Source organism: Micromonospora chalcea, from assembly GCF_028768405.1.
GTDB classification, from domain to species: domain Bacteria; phylum Actinomycetota; class Actinomycetes; order Mycobacteriales; family Micromonosporaceae; genus Micromonospora; species Micromonospora chalcea.
The window spans coordinates 999,853-1,018,006 of the sequence record NZ_CP118233.1; the positions used below are offsets into that span (position 1 = coordinate 999,853).

General features: G+C 74.7%; 21 protein-coding genes. 15 read left to right on the plus strand and 6 right to left on the minus strand.

Features of this window, described 5'->3' with window-relative positions; translation table 11 throughout:
- Positions 1-61 precede the first annotated feature (61 nt).
- The 4 genes from PVK74_RS04625 to PVK74_RS04640 all read right to left on the minus strand — a co-directional run bounded on the left by PVK74_RS04625 (position 62) and on the right by PVK74_RS04640 (position 3,673).
- Positions 62-793, minus strand: a complete 732-nt coding sequence (locus PVK74_RS04625) for an ATP-binding protein (protein ID WP_043324490.1) — start codon at positions 791-793, stop codon at positions 62-64.
- A 134-nt stretch (positions 794-927) separates the two neighbouring features.
- Positions 928-1,380 carry a DUF4383 domain-containing protein gene (locus PVK74_RS04630; RefSeq protein ID WP_043330186.1) on the minus strand — a complete coding sequence of 151 codons (453 nt, stop codon included), beginning with the start codon at positions 1,378-1,380 and terminating at the stop codon, positions 928-930.
- An 87-nt stretch (positions 1,381-1,467) separates the two neighbouring features.
- Complete coding sequence (locus PVK74_RS04635) at positions 1,468-2,622, minus strand: glycosyltransferase (RefSeq protein WP_274478283.1); 1,155 nt, start codon at positions 2,620-2,622, stop codon at positions 1,468-1,470.
- A 19-nt stretch (positions 2,623-2,641) separates the two neighbouring features.
- Positions 2,642-3,673, minus strand: a complete 1,032-nt coding sequence (locus PVK74_RS04640; RefSeq protein WP_181373806.1) for a glucosyl-3-phosphoglycerate synthase — start codon at positions 3,671-3,673, stop codon at positions 2,642-2,644.
- Positions 3,674-3,875: 202 nt separating this feature from the next.
- Between PVK74_RS04640 and PVK74_RS04645 the strand changes: the two genes are divergently transcribed.
- The 6 genes from PVK74_RS04645 to PVK74_RS04670 all read left to right on the plus strand — a co-directional run bounded on the left by PVK74_RS04645 (position 3,876) and on the right by PVK74_RS04670 (position 10,727).
- The gene (locus PVK74_RS04645; protein WP_274478284.1) at positions 3,876-4,898 is read left to right on the plus strand and encodes a Gfo/Idh/MocA family protein; all 1,023 of its coding nucleotides are present in this window, start codon (positions 3,876-3,878) and stop codon (positions 4,896-4,898) included.
- Positions 4,891-5,979, plus strand: a complete 1,089-nt coding sequence (locus tag PVK74_RS04650; protein WP_274478285.1) for a zinc-binding dehydrogenase — start codon at positions 4,891-4,893, stop codon at positions 5,977-5,979. Before PVK74_RS04645 ends, PVK74_RS04650 begins: the two co-directional genes overlap by 8 nt.
- A gap of 159 nt (positions 5,980-6,138) precedes the next feature.
- Positions 6,139-8,433: an accessory Sec system translocase SecA2 gene (secA2, locus tag PVK74_RS04655; RefSeq protein WP_043324478.1), complete on the plus strand. Its 2,295-nt coding sequence runs from the start codon at positions 6,139-6,141 to the stop codon at positions 8,431-8,433.
- Between the two features lie 192 nt (positions 8,434-8,625).
- Positions 8,626-9,342 carry a GAF and ANTAR domain-containing protein gene (locus tag PVK74_RS04660; protein WP_205796412.1) on the plus strand — a complete coding sequence of 239 codons (717 nt, stop codon included), beginning with the start codon at positions 8,626-8,628 and terminating at the stop codon, positions 9,340-9,342.
- Between the two features lie 76 nt (positions 9,343-9,418).
- Entirely contained in the window at positions 9,419-9,922 is a 504-nt protein-coding gene (locus PVK74_RS04665) for a DUF2231 domain-containing protein (RefSeq protein ID WP_043324476.1), read from the plus strand.
- A 52-nt stretch (positions 9,923-9,974) separates the two neighbouring features.
- Positions 9,975-10,727, plus strand: a complete 753-nt coding sequence (locus tag PVK74_RS04670) for a class I SAM-dependent methyltransferase (protein ID WP_069089819.1) — start codon at positions 9,975-9,977, stop codon at positions 10,725-10,727.
- Here the strand turns inward: PVK74_RS04670 and PVK74_RS04675 are convergent.
- A complete protein-coding gene (locus tag PVK74_RS04675; protein ID WP_205796651.1) occupies positions 10,705-11,661 on the minus strand; it encodes a DUF3500 domain-containing protein in 957 nt (318 codons plus the stop codon). The two genes, PVK74_RS04670 and PVK74_RS04675, sit on opposite strands and share 23 nt — an antisense overlap.
- 47 nt (positions 11,662-11,708) lie before the next feature.
- Complete coding sequence (locus PVK74_RS04680; RefSeq protein WP_104112510.1) at positions 11,709-12,101, minus strand: ankyrin repeat domain-containing protein; 393 nt, start codon at positions 12,099-12,101, stop codon at positions 11,709-11,711.
- Between the two features lie 70 nt (positions 12,102-12,171).
- Here PVK74_RS04680 and PVK74_RS04685 point away from each other — a divergent pair, with 70 nt between their 5' ends.
- From PVK74_RS04685 to PVK74_RS04725, 9 genes are all read left to right on the plus strand, one after another.
- Positions 12,172-12,549 (plus strand): cupin domain-containing protein, encoded by a 378-nt coding sequence (locus tag PVK74_RS04685; protein WP_064446127.1) that lies wholly within the window; start codon positions 12,172-12,174, stop codon positions 12,547-12,549.
- Positions 12,550-12,655: 106 nt separating this feature from the next.
- Entirely contained in the window at positions 12,656-13,108 is a 453-nt protein-coding gene (locus PVK74_RS04690) for a cysteine dioxygenase (protein ID WP_187694440.1), read from the plus strand.
- Positions 13,109-13,146: 38 nt separating this feature from the next.
- Positions 13,147-13,641: a rhodanese-like domain-containing protein gene (locus PVK74_RS04695; protein ID WP_274478287.1), complete on the plus strand. Its 495-nt coding sequence runs from the start codon at positions 13,147-13,149 to the stop codon at positions 13,639-13,641.
- Between the two features lie 51 nt (positions 13,642-13,692).
- Positions 13,693-14,262, plus strand: coding sequence for a winged helix-turn-helix domain-containing protein (locus tag PVK74_RS04700; protein ID WP_043324471.1), 570 nt, complete (start codon positions 13,693-13,695; stop codon positions 14,260-14,262).
- 291 nt (positions 14,263-14,553) lie between these two features.
- The gene (locus PVK74_RS04705) at positions 14,554-15,159 is read left to right on the plus strand and encodes a winged helix-turn-helix domain-containing protein (RefSeq protein WP_030504027.1); all 606 of its coding nucleotides are present in this window, start codon (positions 14,554-14,556) and stop codon (positions 15,157-15,159) included.
- A 96-nt stretch (positions 15,160-15,255) separates the two neighbouring features.
- Complete coding sequence (locus PVK74_RS04710; RefSeq protein ID WP_069089814.1) at positions 15,256-15,885, plus strand: nucleoside/nucleotide kinase family protein; 630 nt, start codon at positions 15,256-15,258, stop codon at positions 15,883-15,885.
- A gap of 182 nt (positions 15,886-16,067) precedes the next feature.
- The gene (locus PVK74_RS04715; RefSeq protein WP_043324464.1) at positions 16,068-16,466 is read left to right on the plus strand and encodes a TraR/DksA family transcriptional regulator; all 399 of its coding nucleotides are present in this window, start codon (positions 16,068-16,070) and stop codon (positions 16,464-16,466) included.
- A 47-nt stretch (positions 16,467-16,513) separates the two neighbouring features.
- On the plus strand, positions 16,514-17,383 hold the full coding sequence (locus PVK74_RS04720) for a DUF72 domain-containing protein (protein ID WP_187693556.1): 870 nt from the start codon (positions 16,514-16,516) through the stop codon (positions 17,381-17,383).
- A 297-nt stretch (positions 17,384-17,680) separates the two neighbouring features.
- Positions 17,681-18,109 carry a DUF2267 domain-containing protein gene (locus PVK74_RS04725; RefSeq protein WP_187693557.1) on the plus strand — a complete coding sequence of 143 codons (429 nt, stop codon included), beginning with the start codon at positions 17,681-17,683 and terminating at the stop codon, positions 18,107-18,109.
- Positions 18,110-18,154 lie beyond the last annotated feature (45 nt).

The following is an 18,154-nucleotide window of genomic DNA, read 5'->3' on the forward strand; positions in this document are numbered from 1 at the left end:
CAGGACGGGCGGGCGTACCCGGCCCTCTGCCCATGTAACCAGGCGAGAGCGGAGAATTCGGTCAATTAGCGGGGAGCATGGCCCAGACGACCTTGCCGGCGCCGACCGGGGTGCTGCCCCAGCGCTGGGTCAGCTCCCGCACCAGCATCAGCCCGCGGCCCCCCTCGGCGCGCGGGTCGCGGCTGGTCGCGGCGCGCGCGTCGGCCGGGCTGCCGTCCATCACCGCCACCCGCAGGTACGGCCGGCGCAGCGTCAGCGTCACCTGCATCGGGGTGCCGGCGTGCCGCACCACGTTGCCGACCAGCTCGCTGAGCACCAGCGAGGCCGGGCCGGCCAGCTCCGGCACGTTCCACCTGCCGCACGCCTCGGTGACCAGCTCCCGGGCCCGCCGGCAGGCCCCGGCCACCGGCTCCAGCCGCGCCCGCAGCCGGGGCGCCGAATCCGCGCCGGCCAGCGCCGCCGCCTCGGCGCAGTCCCGGCGCACCGGCACCACCCGGCAGGCGGTGGTCTCGTTCAGCCAGGCCGCCGTCTCGGCGCAGGGCGCGGCGAGCACCATCGGCACCGCCGGCCAGTCGGCTGCGCGCCGCGCGGCGGCGGCGAAGACGGACAGCGCCAGCGGCTCGCCGACCTCGATCTCCTCCAGGTCGACCACCAGGGCGTCCGGCTGCGCGGCGAGGCACCGGTCCAGCACCTCGTGCACCGCGCGCATCGTGCCCAGGTCGAGCGCGCCGGCCAGCCGTACGACAGTGACCGGCGACTCGTCGCGGACCTCGCACCTGATCCGGGTCACCATCGCCGTCCTCGTTTCCGTTTCGTCGGGGAGGGTCGCCCGGCCGCGGCGGTCGCCGCCTCCCGCAGCCGGAGGACTACGGACGTACCCGGGCCCCCGGCCCCCGAAACCGGGCATCCGGGCCGCCGGGGCGCAGGTCAGCGGCGGTCGCCGCGTCGCGACGCGAGCAGCCCCAGGACCAGCATGGCGGCGCCCAGCAGCAGGTGCAGCCAGGCGTCGGCGCGGTTGACCGCCAGCACGTTCGCCGCGTCGCGCCGGTCGACCGCCAGGCCGGTGAGCCACAGCGCCAGGTAGACCGCCCCGGCGCCGACCAGGAACGCGCGGGCCCCGGCGACGGTACGGGCCAGCGCCAGCCCGGCCACCCCGAGGACCAGGTGCACCAGGTTGTGCACGACCGAGACCTGGAACAGCCCCAGCAGCCGGGCGCCCGACCCCGGGCCGGCGAAGCGCAGATCCGCGTAGTCGCTGGTGATGCCGGGCACGAAGCCCAGCGCGCCGAGCAGCAGCAGGAGCACGGCGAACCCGGAGGCGATCCGGCGCACCGGCGCCCGGCCGTCGGCCGGGTTGCGGCGCGCCCGGGAGTGCGCCATCGAGTTCGTCACGCCGGCCTCCTCGCCACGCGGGGAGCGACGGTTTCCCGGGCCCGGCGCGGGCAAACGCCGGGCCGGCGGCGTACGTCAGGCGGGCTGCAACGGCTGCGCCGCGCCCTGGCGGACCCGCTCGTACAGCTCCAGGTAGCGCTGCGCCATCCGGGCCGGGGTGAACCGGCGCGCCGCCTCGCGCCGGCACTCGTCCGGCTCCAGGCCGCCGGCGGCGAGAACCAGGTCGCCCAGTTCCTCCTCGACGCCGGTGAGCAGGCCGGTGCGGCCGTGCTCGACCAGCTCCGGCAGGCAGCCCCGGGCGGTGGCCACCACCGGCGTGCCCAGCGCCAGCGACTCGACCACGGCGGTGCCGCCCGGCTCCTCCCAGCGCAGCGGGAACAGCGACGCCCGCGCCGAGGCGACCAGGTCGTCGCGGTCCCGCCCGGCCACCGTGCCGACCCAGCGCACCCGGTCGCCGTCGACGTACGGCGCGACGTGGTCGTGGAAGAAGCGCACGTCGGGGTTCTGCCGCGCCTCGTCGCCGGCCGCGGCGAGATCCTCCGGCCGGTGGTACGGCCCGACCGGCCCGGCCAGCACCAGCGGGAAACCGGCCTCGTGGGCGAGCCGCGCGCCCAGGTCCTGCCCCTTGCCCGGGTTGATCCGGCCGAGGATCACCACGTGGTCGCCCTTCGCCACCGAGGCTTGCCGGTCCGCGTCCACCGCGAGCGGGGTGGCCAGGTGCACGTGCCCCACCGCGTGCGCGCGCAGCGCCTCCGGCGCGCGGGCCAGCTGCAACGCGGACACGCCGTTGACCCGTACCCGGTCGCCGCCGTCGAGGTTGCCGTACAGCTCGGGGTGCTTGGCCAGGTCCCAGTGCAACGTGTGCAGCGCGGGCGGGGCGTCCGGGCCCATCGCCGCGAGCGTGGCCAGCCCGACCGCCTCCACGTGGTCGTGCACCAGGTCGATGTCGTCGCGGGCGTGCAGCGCCCGCACCACCCCGGACAGGTGCGCCTGGGACACGCCGCACACCTGGTTGTACGGCCGTTGCAGCGCGTGGAACTGGCCGTCCGGGAAGACCGCGATCTTCTCGTCCACCGGCAGCGTGCTGCTCTCCACCGAGGCCAGCACCACCCGTACGCCCAGCCGGCGCAGCTCCGGCACGAGCGTGGCCACCACGTTCTCGATCCCGCCGTAGCCGGGCGGCGGCACGGACAGCCACGGACCGGCGTTCATCAGCACGGTGAGCGTCATGCGTTGTTCCTCCTCGCGCTCACGCGGCCGCGACCCGACGGCGGCGCGGGATGCGGTGCCGCAGTTGCGCCAGCGGCGGGCGCTCCTGCACCGACACGTCGTTGACCACGACCTCGCGGTCCAGGTTGGGCAGCGCCTCCGAGCCGCCGCGGCGGAACTGGGTCAGCAGCGCGCCCGGCATCACCCCGGGCGCCGCCCAGCCGCGCCGTTGCAGCCGCGACCAGGCGGTCAGCATGATCTGCGCGGACATCCGGCCCAGCGCCGCGGTGTCCTGGTGCCGGTGCTTGCGCTCGCCCAGGTCGACCTGGGCCAGCGCGTCCAGCCCGACCAGCTCCAGCAGGTCGATGAGCATGGCTGTCTCCACCCCGTACCCGGTGACGAACGGCACCCGCTCCAGCACCCGGCGGCGACCGGCGTACTCGCCCGCGAGCGGCTGCACGAAGCCGGCCAGCTCCGGCCAGAACAGGTTGAGCAGCGGCCGGGCCATCAGCTCCGTCACCCGGCCGCCGCCGTCGGGCTCCACGCTCGTCGCGCCGACCAGCGGCCGGTGGTAGAAGCCCTTGACGAAGTCCACGCTCGGATCGGTGAGCAACGGCCCGAGCAGCCCGGTCACGAAGTGCGGCCGGAACTCGCGCAGGTCGGCGTCGACGAACGCGACCACGTCCCCCTCGGCCGCCGCCAGCCCGGCCCAGAGCGCGTCGCCCTTGCCGGTCAGCCGGGGCAGCCCGCGCGTCATCGCGTCCTGGCTGACCACCTCGGCGCCGGCCGCGCGCGCCACCTGCGCGGTCCGGTCGGTGGACCGGGAGTCGACCACGATCAGCTCGTCGACCAGCTGCACCCGGTCCATCAGGTGCTCCCGGACCGTCGCCACGATCGCGCCGACTGTCGCCTCCTCGTTGCGCGCCGGCAGCACCACGCTGACCCGGCTGTTTCCCTTTGCCCGGACCAGTCGCTGCGCCGGCCAGTCGGCGGCGGTGCTGGTGCGGTACGTGGCCCACGCCTCCACCACAGGTGAGACGGTCGAATCTGATTCCCGCACGGGCACCCCCATTAGTGGTGGAATCGCGAACCATGGTTTTCCCAATCCCGCATCCGCGCTAACCGGATCTTGCCTGACAACCTGATCACCAGGTGCGTACCGGGCGGTTCCGGGCAGATGAACGTTGCGTTGCGCCCCTCGGCGACGTTTCGGGCGCGGCCGCCGCGGGGAGTGGTGACCGCAGTCTTCCAGTCGTGGCGAGAGGGTTGGTCGGATGCGTACCTGCCGGGTGGGACTGGTCGGAGCCGGCGGGGTGGCGCAACGCCACGCCCGGGTGCTCACCGGCTTCGAGGACGTGGAGCTGCTCGGCGTGACCGACGTCGCGCCGGACGCTGCGAAGGCGCTCGCCGGCACGTACGGCGGCCGGGTGTTCCGCGACGTGGAGGAGCTGCTCGCGGCCGGACCGGACGCGGTGTACGTCTGCGTGCCGCCGTTCGCCCACGGGCCGGTCGAGGAGGCGGTGGTCGCCGCCGGGGTGCCGATGTTCGTGGAGAAGCCGGTGGCGCTGGACCTGGAGACCGCCGAGCGGGTCGCGGCGCTGGTGGAGCAGCGCGGGCTGCTCACCGGCGTCGGGCACCACTGGCGCTACCTGCACGTGGTGGCGGAGGCGCGGCGGCTGCTCGCCGGCCGCCCGGTGCGGATGGTCAACGGCGCCTGGCTGGACAAGGTGCCGCCGGTGGCCTGGTGGGCGCGGCGGGACCGCTCCGGCGGCCCGGTGGTCGAGCAGGCCGCGCACGTGCTGGACCTGGTCCGGCTGCTGGCCGGCGAGGCGGTCGAGGTGAGCGCGTACGGCGACGGCAGCCCGCCGCCGGTCGACGGCGCCGACATCGACTCGGTGACCGCGGCCACGCTGCGCTTCGGCTCCGGCGCGGTCGGCACGCTCGCCGCGTCGTGCGTGCTGGGCTGGAAGCACCGGGCCGGCGTGGAGATCCTCGCCGACGGGCTGGCGCTGTGGCTGGCCGAGGACGGCCTGACCGTCCGGGACGGCGACGGCGAGCGGCACCTGCCCGCCGACCCGGACGGCGCGCGGATCGCCGTCGACCGGGCCTTCGTCGACGCCGTTCGTGGTCTCGGCGACGACGTCCGGGTGCCGTACGCCGAGGCGCTGCGCACCCACCGGCTGGCGCTCGCGGTGGCCGAGTCGGCGCGTACCGGCCGGCCGGTGGCGCTGCCCACCGGCCCGGCGTCGCGGCTGACCGCGCCGGTCGTGGACGCGGGGGTGGGCGTCGATGCGTGACCGCGTGGTGGTGGTCGGCGGCCCGGGCCGGGTCGAGCTGGCCGAACTGGACGCGCCGGAGCTGCGCGAGGGCACGTTCCGGGTGGAGACGCTCTACAGCGGCGTGTCCGCCGGCACCGAGCTGAGCTTCGTCAAGGGCACCAACCCGTACCTGCACGTCACCTGGGACCCCGCGCTCGGACTGTTCCGGCCCGGCGGGGCGAGCACGCCGTACCCGGTGACCCGGCTCGGCTACATGCAGGTCGGGCGCGTGGTGGAGAGCCGTACCCCGGCCGTCGCGGTGGGTGAGGTCGGGGCCATGACGTACGGGCACCGCAGCGGCTGGGTCGCCGACCCGCTCACCGAGCGGTTCGTGCCGCTGCCCGACGACCTGGACCCGCTGCTCGGCGTGTACGTCGCGCACATGGGCCCGATCTGCGCCAACGGGCTGCTGCACGCCGCCGCCGACCTGTGCGGCGCCGACGTGCGCACGCTCGGCGACGGCGTACGCGGTCGCCGGGTGGCGGTGGTCGGCGGCGGCGTGGTGGCGCTGCTGACCGCGCTGTTCGCCCGCCGCCACGGCGCCGCCTCGGTGGTCGTGGTCGACCCGACGCCGGCCCGGCGGCAGGTGGCCGAGGCGCTCGGCCTGGACACGCTCGACCCGGACGCGGACGACCCGGCGGTGGTGCTCAAGACCCGGTGGAACCACGCGGCCGGGGACCGGGGCGCGGACGTGGTCTTCCAGTGCCGCGGCCAGGACTGGGCGCTGCAACTCGCGCTGCGCCTGCTGCGACCGCAGGGCACGGTGGTCGACCTGGCGTTCTACCAGGCCGGTGCGGACGCGGTCCGCCTCGGCGAGGAGTTCCATCACAACGGGCTGTCGCTGCGGTGCGCGCAGATCGGCCGGGTGCCGCGCGGCCTGGCCCCCACCTGGGACCGCGAGCGGCTGTCCGCGGAGACGGTGGAGCTGCTGCGCCAGTACGGCGACATGATCCGCAAGCACCTGATCTCGGCAGTGGTCCCCCTGGACGAGGCCCCCGCCCTGCTGACCGACCTGGCCCAACGCCGCCGCACCGAACTCCAGGCAATCCTGACCCCCTGACCCCCCCTTTTCAGGGCGTCGATCATGAGGTTGGCGGCGACAAAACGGGCGCCGGACGCCGCCAACCTCATGATCGACGGAAGCGGACGGGGTGGGCGGAACCCGGCGCGCGGCGGGCGGGGGTCACAATCGGCTCCGGTTCGCGTACCGTTGCCGCTCATGGGTGTGTCGCAACGGTTGAAGACCAGGTTCCGCCGGTTCCTCCAGCGCCCGGGGACGACTGTCGACCTGGCTCCGCTGGAGAAGCTGCTGCCGGCGATCGAGGCGCGCGAGGCTGACCTGGAGAAGCTCTCCGACGCCGAGCTGACCGAGGCCGCCGGCCAGGCGTCGGGGTACGAGGAGATCTGCGCGATCGGGCGCGAGGCGGCCCGGCGCGGGCTCGACCAGCGCCCCTACGACGTGCAGCTGCTCGGCGCGATGGCGCTGCTGTCCGGCAAGGTCGCCGAGATGGCCACCGGTGAGGGCAAGACGCTCACCGCGACCGTCGCCGCGTACGGCCACGTGCGGCTGGGCAACGGCCCGGTGCACGTGCTCACCGTCAACGACTACCTGGCCCGCCGCGACGCCGAGTGGATGACGCCGGTCTACGACCTGCTCGGGCTCAGCGTCGGCTGGGTCAACGAGGCGTCCACGCCCGACGAGCGGCGCGCCGCGTACGCCTGCGACGTCACCTACGTCTCGGTCAGCGAGGCCGGCTTCGACTTCCTGCGCGACCAGCTCGTCACCGACCTGGCCGACCGGGTGCAGCCGCCGCTGAAGACCGCGATCGTGGACGAGGCCGACTCGATCCTGATCGACGAGGCCCGGGTGCCGATGGTGCTGGCCGGGGCGGTCGGCGGCGAGCAGGACCCGGTGCACGCCGCCGCCGCGCTCGTACGCGGGCTGCGCAAGGGCAAGCACTACACGGTCGCCGAGGACGGCCGCAGCGTCGCCTTCACCTCGGTCGGCCTGGCCACCGTCGAGGCCAAGCTCGGCGGCATCGACCTGTACGACGAGGAGCACGTCGGGCAGCTCTCCGCGGTGAACGTGGCGCTGCACGCGCACGCCCTGCTGCACCGCGACGTGGACTACATCGTCCGGGACGACTCGGTCGAGCTGATCGACGAGATGCGCGGCCGGGTCGCCCAGCGCCGCCGCTGGCCCGACGGGCTGCAGGCCGCGGTCGAAGCGAAGGAGGGCCTGGACGCCACCGCCGAGGGCGAGGTGCTGGGCACGATCACCGTGCAGGCGTACATCGCGCTCTACCCGACGGTCTGTGGGATGACCGCGACCGCGGTGCTCGTCGGCGACCAGCTCCGCGAGTTCTTCGGCCTCGAGGTCGCGGTGATCCCGCCGAACACCCCCTGCGTCCGCGAGGACGAGCCGGACCGCATCTACGCCACCCGCGCCGAGAAGGAGGAGGCGCTGGTCGACGAGATCACGCGCTGCCACGAGGCGGGGCGGCCGGTGCTGGTCGGCACGCTCGACGTCAAGGAGTCCGAGGGGCTGGCCGCCGCGCTGAACGCCGCCGGCGTGTCGTGCGTGGTGCTCAACGCCAAGAACGACGACGAGGAGGCCGGGATCATCGCGGAGGCCGGCGCGTACGGCGCGGTGACGGTCTCCACCCAGATGGCCGGCCGGGGCGTCGACATCCGGCTGGGCGGCAGCGACCAGGCCGACCGGGACCGGGTGGCCGAGCTGGGCGGTCTCTACGTGATCGGCAGCGGCCGGCACGACAGCCGCCGGGTCGACGACCAGCTCCGCGGCCGGGCCGGGCGGCAGGGCGACCCGGGCGGGTCGGTGTTCTTCGTCAGCCTGGAGGACGACCTGGTGGTCCGGCACGCCGGCGACACCGTGCCGGCCTCGCCCCGGATGAACGCCGACGGCCTGGTCACCGACCCGCAGGTCGACTACGCGGTGGAGCACGCCCAGCGCGTCGCCGAGGGCGTCAACCACGAGATCCACCGCAACACGTGGCGCTACAGCCAGGTGATCGAGCAGCAGCGCAAGGCGCTCGCCGAGCGCCGGGAGCGGCTGCTGACCAGCGACATCGCCGCGCTGATGCTGCTGGAGCGGGTGCCGGAGAAGGCCGGCGAGATGGACGAGGACCTGCTCGCCGACGTGGCCCGCAAGATCGCCCTCTACCACCTGGACCGGCTCTGGGCCGACCACCTGGCCGAGCTGTCCGAGGTCCGCGAGGGCGTGCACCTGCGGGCGCTGGGCCGGCTCGACCCGCTCGACGAGTTCCACCGCAGCGCGGTGCCGGCGTTCAACGCGCTGGTGCCCGAGATCGAGACGCGGACCGTGGCCACGTTCGAGGAGACCGAGTTCGACGAGGGCTGGGAGCCGGACTCGTCGAAGCTGGTGCGGCCGAGCGCCACCTGGACGTACCTCGTGCACGACAACCCGTTCGGCTCGGAGCTGGACCGGCTGATCGCCTCGGTGGGCCGGCGGCTCATCTCCGGGTCGCGCTGACCCGCGCGGAAAGGCCCTTCCCGGCGCGACCGGGAGGGGCCTTTTTGCGCGGTTTCGCCCGCGGTCTGGGAGGGTAGTAGGCCGAGGCCCGGCCACAGGAGGGACGGACATGGGACAGGCAACGGCGCCGAGCGGGGACATCGGGTGGACGGTGGAGGCCACGGCCCGGTGAACCTCGACACGCGCCAACCCATGATCGACAACCTTGGTGTGCTGGAGACCGCCGCGCTGCTGCGCGAGCTGACCGCCGGACTGATCGGCGCGGCCGGGTTCGACGAGGCGCTGGACCGCCTGGTCCGCATCGCCCGCGACGCCGTACCGGCCGTGGACAGCTGCGGCTTCACCGCGCTGCGCGCCGGTGAGCCCGCCGGCGTGGCCGCCTCCGATCCGGAGCGGGCCGAGCTGGACGACCTGCGGCACGGCCCGGACACGCCCGCGATGACAGCGATCCGCCGCCGGGAGATGATCACCGCGGGCGGGCTGTCCGGCGACCCGCGCTGGCCGGTCTGGAACGAGCGGGCCCGCGCCCTGGGGGTGCACGGGGTGATCTCCGCGCCGGTCGACATCGACGAACAGGTCATCGGCGCGATCAACCTCTACGCCGACTCGCCCGACGCGCTGACGCCCCGGCACCAGCTCACCGCGATGCTCCTGGCCGAGCACGCCGGGCTGCTGCTGGCCGCCGCGCGCGACCGCGAGCGGGCGGCCACCCGCGCCGGTCAGCTCGACGACACGCTGCTGGCCGAGGGGGTGGTCGGGCAGGCCGTCGGCGTGATCATGACGCAGCGCGGCTGTCCCGCCCCGGAGGCCCTGCGGGTGCTGCGCAGCGCGGCGTCCTCGCTGGACATCCCGCTGCGCGAGGTCGCCGAGCGGCTCGTGCTGACCGTCTCCCGGCCCCGGGACAACTGAGCGACAGTCGTTTCACCCCGCGGCGCCTCGGGTAGCACTCTGGACTGGTGAGCTGCGCGGACCTGGGGAGGAAGCGATGCAGAGCCGTCTACGGGTGCAGGGGCACCCCATCCAACCGATGCTGGTGACGTTCCCGTTCGGCCTGTTCGTCTGTGCCGCGGTCTTCGACCTGGCCGACGTGGCGGGCGGTCCGGCTTTCCTCGGTGAGGTGGGCTACTGGACCGCGGTGGCCGCGCTCGTCGCGGCCGGGCTCACCACCGTCGCCGGAATGGTCGACCTGTGGGACGTGCGGGCCGGCCGGACCAGCCGGACGGTGCTGATGTTCAACCTCGTCAACGCCGTGATGGCGGCGCTGTTCCTGCTCTCCTGCCTGATCCGGGCGAGCGCGCCGCAGCGGGGCGCGACCGGTGTCCTGCTCGCCGCGGAACTCGTGGCGCTCGCCGTCGGCGCGGTCGGCGTGGCCCTGGGCGCGCGGCTGATGCAGCAGTTCGACCGGGTCACCGAGCCGGCCGGGTTCGAGCCGTTCGCCGACGTGCCCGCCGGTTCCACAGTCGAGATCGCCCGCCCGCGCCCGTACTGACGCCGGCCGAAATCCGTTGCCGCGGTCGGCGCGGAGCGGCAGGCTCGCGGGCATGGTCGGGACGTTCGAGGAACTGGTAGCCGAAGCCGAGGCGGCGCCGGTCGAGGGCTGGGGCTTCGACTGGCTGCGCGGCCGCGCCACCGAGGAGCGCCCGCCCTGGGGGTACGCGCGACTGGTCGGCGAGCGGATGGCCGCCGTGAAGGCGGCGTTGGACATCGACACCGGCGGGGGAGAGGTGCTGGCCGAGGTGCCCGCGCCGCCGCCGCTGCTGGTCGCCACCGAGGCGTGGCCGCCGAACGTGCCGGTGGCCCGGCGCAACCTTCGCCCGCTCGGCGCGACAGTGGTGCGGGTGGGCGACCGCCCGCCGCTGCCGTTCCGGGACGCCGCCTTCGACCTGGTGGTGAGCCGTCACCCGGTGCACACCTGGTGGGACGAGGTGGCCCGGGTGCTGCGGCCCGGCGGCGCCTACCTGTCCCAGCAGATCGGCCCCGGCACGGTGCGGGAGCTGAGCGAGGCGATCCTCGGGCCGCTGCCGCCGCCGGAGCACCGCCACCCGGAGGTGGCGGTCGCCGACGCGCGGGCCGCCGGGCTGAACGTCGTCGACCTGCGCGAGGCCACGCTGCGTACCGTCTTCCACGACATCGGCGCGGTGGTCTGGTTCCTGCGCAAGGTGGTCTGGACGGTGCCCGGCTTCACCGTCGGCCGCTACACCGACGAGCTGCGCCGCCTGGACGAGCGGATCCGCGCCGACGGACCGTTCGTCGCGTACGCCCGCCGTTTCCTCATCGAGGCGCGCCGGGGCTGAGCGGGCCGGGCCGGTGGGCGGCGGCGTGGTGCGCGGCCAGCACGTCGGCGCCGAAGTCACCGGCCGGGCGGCGCAGCACGGTGTGCGCGTGGTTGCCGTCGTCGGTGGTGTTGTCGTACTCGATCAGCAGGTCCTCGCCCTGCACCCGGTAGTAGTGCCGCCGGCCCGGCTCGACCGGCCCGGCCCAGGCGAAGTGCAGCTCGCCGCCGTCGAGCCGGTCGGCCTCCCGGGCCGCCAGTTCCGGCGGGAGCCGGTCCAGGTAGAGCGCGACCAGCCGGTCCAGCAGCGCCCGGCCGGTCGGCCGCAGCCGCCCCCGGGGTACGCCGGGCGGGTCGAGCCGGCCGGGGGCGGTGGCCCGGGTGGCGCTGATGATGTCGGCGGGCGCCTCGTCGGCGATGATCGCGGCGGACCGGCCGCCCGGACCGAGCGCGTCGAGCAGCTCGCGGGCCAGGTCCTCCTCCGGGCCGAGCGGCCGGGTCACCGGGCGGCCGGCGTGCCGGACGGTGGCCGGGTTCGCGCCGAGGAAGACCGGCGCGGGGGAGACCCGGTCGTCGGCGACGGTCATGCTCACCGACAGGTGGTGTCCCTCGAACCGCCAGGCCCAGTCGTCGTCGCGGTCCGGGTCGCCGAAGACGGCCACCCAGTAGTCGCCGCTGTGCCGTCCGCGCCGCCAGTCCTCGGCCCGGTCCAGCACCTCCTCCAGCGCCATCACGGTCATGGCCTGCGCGTACGCGGCCGGGCTGAGCGCGGTGGCGAGCAGCCGGTGGGCGGCCTTGCGGGCGTCGACGTCCAGGCCGGCGAGCGCGACGCCGGGCCGGGGCCGTGGCCGGTACTCCAGCCAGCGCCGGGCCGGTTCGTCGTCGAAGGCGTGCCGGGCGGCGTCGCGGGCCGGCTCGTCCAGCGCGGCCAGGAACGCCGCCGCGGCCGCGCGCATCTGCTCGGGTACGGGATCCTCCACCGTCTCTGTATACCGCCTGGGGCTCACTCGCGGCGCAGCAGCGCCAGCATGTCCGGCAGCTCGAAGAACCGGGCGGTCTCGACCGCCGACGGGCCGCCGTGGTCCGGGTCGGCGCCGGCGTCCAGCAGCGCGCGGACCGCCGCCTCCTGACGCCGGAACACCGCCGCGGCGAGCGCGGTCTGCCCCCTGTCGTTCACCCGTGCCGGGTCGGCGCCCCGGGCCAGCAGCGCCGCCACCGTGTCCGGGTGGGCGTGGTACGCGGCGAGGATCAGCAGCGTGTCGCCCTTGGCGTTGGTGAGGTTGACCGGTAGCCCGGCGTCCACGTTGGCGGCCAGTTCCCCGGTGGCGCCGGCCCGGGCCAGGTCGAACATCCGGTGGGCGAAGGCGATGGTCTCGTCGTCGAGTTCGTCGGGCATCCGCCCAGGCTATGGCGTCCCGGCCGGACGCGCCTGGTAGCTTGCGCAGCCGGGCACGGGAGGCGCGCGCATGGACGATCGGGTGTACGTGGGCAACGCGGCGGTGGACGGCGCGACCGACGCGGGCTGGCTGCTGGGCCACTTCAAGCCGGCCGGGGACGTGCGGCACAGCACCGACGTCGAGGTGAAGTGGGGCGTGCACCCGGCGGGGGAGAGCCGGTCCCGGTGGGCCACGGGTGAGCGGCGTACCGCCCTGCTGGTGCTGATCAGCGGCGCGTTCCGGATCGAGCTGCCGGACCGCACGGTGGTGTTGCGCGCGCCCGGTGACTACGTGGTGTGGGGCCGGGGCGTGGACCACTCCTGGTACGCCGAGCGGGAGTCCACGGTGCTCACCGTCCGCTGGCCGTCGGTGCCCGGTTACAAGGTGGATCCGCCGGTCCTGCGCTGAGCCGCGAGCCGGCGTCCCAGCATCTGGTATTACCTACTTAACCGATAGGCTTTGCCGTCTAAGCTGTGCGGGTACATTCGCTCCGCACCGTGAGGACGTCCCGCCGATGACCAGCACCGCTTACGCCGATCTGCTCGCCGTCGCCGCCCGCTGGGCCGACCCGGACGGCTGGCCGGTGCCGCTGTGCTTCGACGCGTCCGAGCGGTGGTACGCCCGCCTGGACGCCGGCGACGAGCACGAGGTGTGGGCGCTGAGCTGGCTGCCCGGACAGGGCACCGGCCTGCACGACCACGGCGGCAGCGCCGGCGCGTTCCTGGTCGTGGCCGGCGTGCTCACCGAGGAGACGGTCAGCGGCGCGCGGCTGCGCCCGCACCGGCTCGCCGCCGGCGCCGGGCGGCGCTTCGGCGTACGGCACGTGCACCAGGTCACCAATCACGGCGACCAGCCCGCCGTGAGCGTGCACGTCTACCGGCCGGCGCTGACCCGGATGACCCGCTACCGCCTCGTCGCCGGCCGGCTCCGGGTCGCCGAGGTGGCCGAGGCCGGCGTGGCCTGGTGACCCACCCCCGCAACCCCGACGAACGGAAGGACGCCACGATGGCGCAGATCCCCACCACCGCAACCGAGCGCTGTCCGGCTCCGCCGCCGGGCTCGCGGGGCATCGACGAGATCCTCGCCGCCGCCCGGGCCCGCCTGTGCCGCCTCGACCCGGAGCAGGCGCACCTGGCGTGCCGGGCCGGGGCGCTGCTGGTGGACATCCGCCCGGCCGCCCAGCGCGCCGCACAGGGCACCGTGCCGGGCGCGCTCGTCGTCGAGCGCAACGTGCTGGAGTGGCGCTTCGACCCGCGCTGCGCGGCCCGGCTGCCACAGGCGGTCGACTACGACGTGCCGGTGATCGTGCTCTGTCAGGAGGGCTACACCTCGTCGCTGGCCGCCGCCGCGCTCCAGGACATCGGCCTGCACCGGGCCACCGACGTCGTCGGCGGCTTCGCCGCCTGGCACATCGCCGGCCTGCCCACGCTCGGTCCCACCCCGCCGACCCGACCCTCGTCCGCCGCGCCCCCGGTCACCGCCGGTGGGGCGCTCCGCTGACCGTCCCGCCGCACCGGCGGGGCGGGGCGACCGCCCGCACAGGAGGCTCCCATGTCCGTCGTCGCCCTCACCACCCGTCCGGCCCGATCGGGCCGCCCCGACCGGGCAGTGCCGCCCCGGCCGCGTACCGCGCCGACCGTGACCATCACCCTCGACCTGGGCGCCGGCCCACTGACGCCGGGCCTGGCCCGCCTGGCCGAGCTGCTGGACGAGCTCGCCGCCTCCGGCGAGGCGCTGGTGAGCCCGGACGAGCACCGGGCCGCCCGTACCGTGCTCGACCTGCGCCGCGCCGCCGCCGCGCCACCGCCACCGGCCGGCGGCGGCGTGCGCATCCTCACCGGCACCCGCCGGGTCCGGCTCGGCGACACCGAGATCACGCTCACCCGCATCGAGTACGACCTGCTGCTCTTCCTCGCCGAGCACCCGCGCCGGGTGTTCACCCGGCTGCAACTGCTCGCCAACGTCTGGGGCTACGAGCACGCCGTGGCCCGCACCGTCGACGTCCACGTCCGCCGGCTGCGGGCCAAGTTCGGGCCGGACACGCCGCTGGTCACCACCGTCTACGGCGTCGGCTACCGCCTCGCCGACGACGCCGCGATCACCGTGGACCGCGACGCCTGACCCGCCCTTCCCGCACGCGGCGCACCCGGAGAACCGGGTGCGCCGCGTTCACGTTCAGGACGCATCCGCCATTGTGAACCGCCGGGGAGACCCCCCGTACCAGCCCGAAACGACGCTCTGCTGTAATCAACGGGCCTCGCACGCAGAGCGAGCGCACGGCTCCGATGTGTTCGTCAAATGTCACATTCATGCAACGCAGCCGCCTCTTGACCCTCGCAGAGACGCCGGGAAGCATCGATGAGGCGGCGTCCCGGGCCGTGGGGAGATACCCGGACCAGCCCAAGGAGGACCATGTCGGTCAGCCCCGCCTCGTCGCGCGCCGGATGGCATACGTCCCAACCCGCGGTCCCCGGTCGTCCCCCCGGCGGCCAGCGTCGTCCCGCCAACACCGCCGCGCCCATGCTCACCGTCACCCTGAACATCCCACTGGCCTGTGAGGAGTCGCTCACCCCGGCCGCGCGCCGGCTGCTCGACGCCGCCCGCGAGATGCTCGAACGCGGCGACGCGGTGGTCAGCGCCGCGGTTCCGGCCGAGCGCCGGCCCGACGCCGTCCCGGCCGGCCGCGCGCCGTCCCGGCCGCTCGCCCCGACCATCCCGACCCTGCACATCCTGGCCTCGTCCCGGTCGGTGCTGCGCGACGGCGAGCCGCTGCCGCTGACCCGGCTGGAGTTCGACCTGCTGCTGCACCTGGTCGCCCACCCCCGCCGGGTGTTCACCCGCCTGCAACTGCTGAACGCGGTCTGGGGGTACGAGCACGCCGGCGTCCGCACCGTCGACGTGCACGTCCGCCGGCTGCGCGGCAAGGTCGGCGTGGACGTCCCGCTGGTCACCACCGTCTACGGCGTCGGCTACCGGCTCGCCGACGACGCCCGCGTCACCATCGACCGCACCGGCTGACCCGGGGCACCCACGCGCCGATCGCCGCCGGACGGAGCCCCGACCGCCCGGAGGGATCAGGTGGTGACCCGCCCGCCCGCGCGGCACGATGGTCCGATGCGTGTGCGCCCGATCAGCCCCGACCGGCTCGTCACCGAGCTGGCCGGGCGTCTCGCCCGCACCGGGACGCCCGGCCGGCTGCGGGTCGCCGTGGACGGCCCGCCCGCCGCCGCACCGGACACGCTCGCCGAAGCCCTCGTCGCCCCGCTGCGCGCCGCCGGCCGGCCGGTGCTGCACGTACGCGCCGACGACTTCCTCCGCCCCGCCTCGGTCCGCCTGGAGCACGGCCGCACCAACCCCGACGCGTACTACGAGGGCTGGCTCGACGAACCCGGACTGCGCCGCGAGGTGCTCGACCCGGCCGGCCCGGACGGCTCAGGCCGGCTGCTGCCGTCGCTCTGGGACGCCGCCGCCGATCGGGCCAGCCGGGCCGCGTACGTGGATCTGCCGCCCGGCGGGGTGGTAGTGGTCAGCGGCGCGCTGCTGCTCGGCGGCGCGTTGCCGTTCGACGTCACGGTCCACCTCGTGCTGTCCCCGGCGGCGCTGGACCGGCGTACCGACCCGGCGCTGCGCTGGACGCTGCCCGCCTTCGCCCGCTACGCCGACGAGGTCGACCCCGCGTCCTTCGCCGACGTGGTGGTCCGGGCCGACGACCCGCGCCGCCCCGCGCTGGTCGAGGCGGCCTGACCAGCGGCTACGGACTCACCGGAAACACTCAGGAAACAGCCGGTTTGGCCCGCCGTGGGCGGGGGTAATCGCCCGGCTCACAGAGCACGGGTGATCTCGTCGCCCGCGCATCCACAGTCGGACCGGGGTCCGGGGCGCTGGCCGCCCCGGTCCGGTATGAGGACGTAGGAAGGCAGGCAGCGATGCTCGTCCACGACACGACAGCCACCGGCCGCTCCCAGGCGGAGGTCGACCAGATCCGGCAGTCCCTGCGGTCGCGGTACGACGAGCTGACCGCCGAGTACGAGCAGACGCTGGCGCAGAGCCACGTGCTGCGGCTGGTCGAGGTCGGCGACACCGCCGGCGACGACCAGGCCGACAGCGGCACCAAGACCGCCGAGCGGGACACCGCGCAGTCGCTGCTGCGCACCATCCTGGACCGGCGGGCGCAGTTCGAGCACGCGCTGACCCGCCTGGACGAGGGCACCTACGGCTTCTGCGAGGGCTGCACCGCCCCGATCCCGGTGGAGCGGCTGGAGATCTTCCCGTCCGCCACCTCCTGCGTGGCCTGCAAGCAGACCAGGGAGCGGCGGGCGGCCTGACGCCGATGCGGTTGCCGGTCGGTCCGCCGACGCGATGAACTCCCACCATGGGTGAGATCAAGGTGGGCACCGCCTCGTGGACCGACCGGACGCTGCTCGACTCCGGCTGGTATCCGGACAGCGCCGACACGCCGGAGCGCCGGCTGTCCTACTACGCCCGGCAGTTCCCGCTGGTCGAGGTGGACGCCACCTACTACTCGCCGCCGGCCGAGCGCACCGCCCGGCTGTGGGCCGAACGCACCCCGGCCGGGTTCACGTTCAACGTCAAGGCGTTCAGCCTGCTGACCGGCCACCCCACCCGCGTCTCCGCGCTCTACAAGGACCTGCGCCCGGACACGGACAAGCGCAACGTCTACCCGGACGACCTGCCCGCGCAGGCGTACGAGGAGGTGTGGACGCGGTTCCTGTCCGCCCTGGACCCGCTCGTCGAGGCGGGCAAGCTGGGCGCGCTGCTGTTCCAGTTCCCGCCCTGGTTCACCATCAAGCGGGACAACAAGCAGTACCTGCTGGAGGTGGCCCGCCGGTGCGCGCCGTTGCGCCCGGTCTTCGAGTTCCGGCACGCCTCCTGGTTCGACGGCGACAACGCCGAGGAGACGCTCGGGTTCCTGCGTGAGCACGCGCTGCCGTTCGTCTGCGTGGACATGCCGCAGGGACACAAGTCGTCCGTCCCGCCGGTGCTGGCCGCCACCGCGGACCTCGCGATGGTCCGCTTCCACGGGCACAGCGACAAGTGGACCAGCAAGGACATCCACGAGAAGTTCGGCTACGACTACTCCAAGCGGGAGCTGCGCGACTGGGCGCCGAAACTGCGCGAGCTGGCCGGCGAGGCCGAACAGACACACGTCCTGATGAACAACTGCTACCGCGACTACGCGCAGCGCAACGCCCGTACCCTCGCCGGCCTGCTGGACGCCTGAGCCGGCCTCACCCGCTCCGGGTGAGGCCGGCTCACCCGTCCGCGACGCAGCATGACTGTGGACGCGCTCCGCCGGGCCGGGCGGAGGCGCCGCGACGAGGAGGTGGGTCATGACGGTACGGGTGGTGGCGGATCGACGCCGCGGTGGCGTACTGCACGTGGTCGGCAGCTCCGAGGCGCCTCGGCGGGCCGAACGGCCCGGCTGGTTCCGTCCGACCCGGCTGTGGCGGGGGCCCAGCGGACCGCCGCGCCGCGCCGAAGACCGACGCTGGGAGACCGACGCACGGGGGTGATCCCGATGGCCGAACAGATGTTGTCCGCGTTCGAGTCCTCGCTGGACAAGACGAACGTGATCCTCAAGGAGATCGAGTCCGCGTACGGCTGGCCCAAGGAGCAGCGCAACCAGTCCTACGCCGCGTTGCGTACGGTGCTGCACCTGCTGCGGGACCGGATGCCGGTGCAGGAGAGCGTCGAGTTCGCCCAGCAGTTGCCGGTGCTGGTGCGGGGCGTCTACTTCGACGGCTGGCAGCCGGAGAACGTGCCGATCAAGCTGAACCGCGACGACTTCCTGTACGAGGTGCGCCAGGGCTTCCCGTACGACGTCGAGGGCGGCGCGCAGCGGGTGGTGCAGGTCGTGCTGGACACGTTGCGCCGGCACGTCACCCAGGGCGAGTGGGAGGACGTGAAGTCCACCATGCCGGGTGACCTGCGTCAGATGATTCCCTGATCCGGCGCCGGACCGGTCCGTCCCGCCCCCTCGGCGGGGCGGGCC